This window comes from Streptomyces sp. NPDC002690 (genome assembly GCF_053592415.1).
On sequence record NZ_JBSFVR010000561.1, the window covers coordinates 1 to 3,188 of the forward strand.

Consider the following 3,188-nt stretch of genomic DNA (forward strand, 5'->3'; position numbering starts at 1 on the left):
GGGTGTGATCGACACCCCGCCCGGCCCCTTCCGCCCGCTTCAGGCGCCGAGCGGGAAGACCTCGCCCAGCTCGCGGAAGACGGCCGTGTTGAGGGCGAAGGCGCGCTTGCACTCGTCCACGATGCGCTGCCGCTCCAGGTCGTCGGCGTCGACGGCGTCCAGCAGTTCCCGGTAACCCCGCTTGAAAGCGGCCGGGTTGGTTATCTCCTCGAAGACGTAGAACCGCACGCCGTCACCCTTGTGCGCGAAGCCCCAGGTCTTCTCGGCCCGGTCGCGGATGATCTGGCCGCCGGAGAGATCGCCGAGGTAACGGGTGTAGTGGTGCGCTATGTAACCGGCGGGCCAGTCGCGGGCGCAGGTCGCGACCCGTTCGGCGTACGCGGCAGTGGCGGGCAGCGGCTCCAGGCCCTCGCGCCACCGCGGCCCCCGCAGGTGCGCCAGGTCGCGCTCCAGTTCGGCGAGCCGCATCAACGGCTCCTGCACGAAGGGCCCCGCGACCGGGTCCCGGCGAAGCCGCTCGGCGCCCTCCTCCAACGCGCGGTACACGAACCAGAGTTGTTCGGTGTAGCGCGTGTACGCGTCCACACCCAGGCGTCCGCCCAGCAGGTCGCCCATGAAGGTCGAGGTCTCCGCTTCCGTGTGCTGCTCGTGGGAGGCGGTACGGATGACCGTGGAGAACGGGGTGACGGTGCCGACGGACGTGTCCAAGGCGGGCCTCCGGGGGCCGAGGGGGCGGAAAGCGTGACGGTGCACGGGGCGCGTGGCGCCGACGTGGCGGCTCGCGCCGCGTCGGCCACCCCCCGATCCTCTTACTTAGGCTTACCTAAGTCAACTGGTTGCCGACGATCCGTCGGTAAACCCGCCCTGTCCCGTGCGCGGCGTCCGGCCACCCGGGTCCCGGCGAAAAGCACGCGCCCGGTGGCACGGAACCTCCTGTCACGGGTTCCGTTCCACCGGGCGCGGTCGTGCCCCGGGAGTCCTGTGGTCCTCAAGCGTGTCGCGGAAGTGGCGCCGTCCGCCCGGAGTCGCCGGACAGGCGGGATTCCGCAGCACGCTTTACGGCAGCGTGAGGATGTCCGCCCCGGTCTCCGTCACCACGAGGGTGTGCTCGAACTGGGCCGTCCGCTTGCGGTCCTTGGTGAGCACGGTCCAGCCGTCGTCCCACATGTCGTATTCGTGGGTGCCCAGCGTCAGCATCGGCTCGATGGTGAACGTCATTCCCGGCTGCATCACGGTGGTGGCGTGCGGGCTGTCGTAGTGCGGCACGATCAGGCCGGAGTGGAACGAGGTGTTGATGCCGTGCCCGGTGAAGTCCCGCACCACGCCGTAGCCGAAGCGCTTGGCGTACGACTCGATGACCCTGCCGATCACGTTGATCTGGCGGCCGGGGCGGACCGCCTTGATGGCCCGGCTCAGCGACTCACGGGTGCGCTCCACCAGCAGCCGCGACTCCTCGTCCACGTCGCCGCAGAGGTAGGTGGCGTTGTTGTCGCCGTGTACGCCGTTGATGTACGCGGTCACGTCCAGGTTCACGATGTCGCCGTCGCGCAGCACCGTCGAGTCGGGGATGCCGTGGCAGATGACCTCGTTGACCGAGGTGCACAGCGACTTGGGGAAGCCCCGGTAGCCGAGCGTCGACGGGTACGCCCCGTGGTCGATCATGAACTCGTGGGCCACGCGGTCCAGTTCGTCGGTGGTGACGCCCGGGGCGATGTGCTTGGCGGCTTCCTCCATCGCCTGGGCGGCGATCCGGCCGGCGACGCGCATCCGCTCGACGATGTCGGAGTCCTGGACCTCCGGGCCTGTGTACGGGGTCGGGCCCGGCTTCCCCACGTACTCGGGGCGCCGGACATTTCCCGGTACGGAACGGACGGGAGAGATCTCCCCGGGTGCGAGCAGCGACTGACCAGACATGTCAGCGAGTCTAACCAGCGCCCCTGGGGCAAGCTGGCCATGAGGAAAGGAGTCCCGATGGCCCTGTTCAAGAAGCGCACGGTCGGCAAACCGGGCGAGTGGTACTACTGCCTGGAGCACAAAAAGGTCGAGGAAGGCCCCGAGTGCCCGGCGAAGGACCGCTTCGGCCCGTACGCCTCGCGCGAGGCGGCGCAGCACGCCATGGACACCGCGCAGGAGCGGAACCTGGAGTGGGACACCGACCCCAAGTGGCACGACCGCAACCGGCCCCCGGCCTCCTGACGGACTGGAGGTCCCCACGGGTGCCGGCCGCGGATCGCCCTGCCGCTCAGACCGCCGGCACCCCCGGGGCCCCCGGCGCGTCCGGGATGCCGGCGCCCGTCGTGACGGCGGTGGCCGTCGCGGCGGCGTCCCTGCGGCGTACGGCGTCCTCGTCGGTGGCGGAGTCGTACCGCAGCAGTTTCGGGAGCGCCGCCGTCAGCAGTGCCACCGAGGCGACGCAGGCCACCCCGCCCGTCCAGACCGCGGAGCGCGTGCCGGTCCAGCCCGCCATCGCGCCGGCCCGGACCTGGCCGAGCTGTGGCCCGACGCTGTAGGAGAGCACCTCGATACCGGCCAGCCGGCCCCGCAGCTCCTCCGGAATGGTCTGGTTCCAGATGGCGGAACGGCCCAGTCCGCTCAGCATGTCGCCCGCACCCGCGACGCCCAGGCAGACCAGCACCGGCCAGACGCTCCCGAAGAGCCCCGCCCCTGCGATGGCCAGTCCCCAGGCGGCGGCCCCGAACACCACGAAGAGCCCGTGCCGCCGTACCCGGGAGGTCCAGCCGCTGGTCAGCCCCAGCACCAGGGAACCCACCGACCCGGCGGCGTACATCAGCCCCAGCGACCACGGGGCGTCGAGGTCGTCCGCGAGGAACGGGAAGATCGTGTTCGGGAACGCGAAGAACATCGCCGCCATGTCGATCGCGTACGTCCCCAGCAGCACCGGCCGGCTCCACGCGTACGCCGCGCCCTGGGCGATCCCGCGCAGCGACGGCTTGACCGCGTCATGGGCGGGCGGCGCGGGGGTGAGGCGCAGGCAGAGGACGACCGAGACGGTGAAGGTGACGACGGTGATCGCGTACGCGGTGGCGTGCCCGGCGTAGGCGACGACCAGGCCCGCCAGGGCCGGACCGGCGATCGCGCCGACCTGCCAGCGCAGGGCGTTCAGCGCGGCGGCGGCAGGCAGGTGCTCGTGCGGCACGATCCGTGCCAGCAGCGAGTCGAGCGCCGGC

Annotated in this window: 4 protein-coding genes; 1 reads left to right on the forward strand and 3 read right to left on the reverse strand. The window is 71.2% G+C overall.

Going from position 1 to position 3,188, the window contains the following annotated elements:
* Positions 1–39: 39 nt before the first annotated feature.
* A complete protein-coding gene (locus ACWD3D_RS35145; protein ID WP_451464741.1) occupies positions 40–708 on the reverse strand; it encodes a biliverdin-producing heme oxygenase in 669 nt (222 codons plus the stop codon).
* A 348-nt stretch (positions 709–1,056) separates the two neighbouring features.
* A complete protein-coding gene (map, locus tag ACWD3D_RS35150; protein WP_451464742.1) occupies positions 1,057–1,914 on the reverse strand; it encodes a type I methionyl aminopeptidase in 858 nt (285 codons plus the stop codon).
* Positions 1,915–1,971: 57 nt separating this feature from the next.
* Here map and ACWD3D_RS35155 point away from each other — a divergent pair, with 57 nt between their 5' ends.
* Positions 1,972–2,196: a hypothetical protein gene (locus tag ACWD3D_RS35155; RefSeq protein ID WP_266703680.1), complete on the forward strand. Its 225-nt coding sequence runs from the start codon at positions 1,972–1,974 to the stop codon at positions 2,194–2,196.
* Positions 2,197–2,242: 46 nt separating this feature from the next.
* Here ACWD3D_RS35155 and ACWD3D_RS35160 read toward each other — a convergent pair.
* On the reverse strand, positions 2,243–3,188 hold a 946-nt coding region (locus ACWD3D_RS35160), incomplete at its 5' end, for an MFS transporter (RefSeq protein ID WP_451464743.1).

Bases quoted from the DNA above. Each gene is read 5' to 3' on its own strand.
- map (WP_451464742.1), bottom strand. From the start codon at position 1,914: ATGTCTGGTCAGTCGCTGCTCGCACCCGGGGAGATCTCTCCCGTCCGT.
- ACWD3D_RS35155 (WP_266703680.1), top strand. From the start codon at position 1,972: ATGGCCCTGTTCAAGAAGCGCACGGTCGGCAAACCGGGCGAGTGGTAC.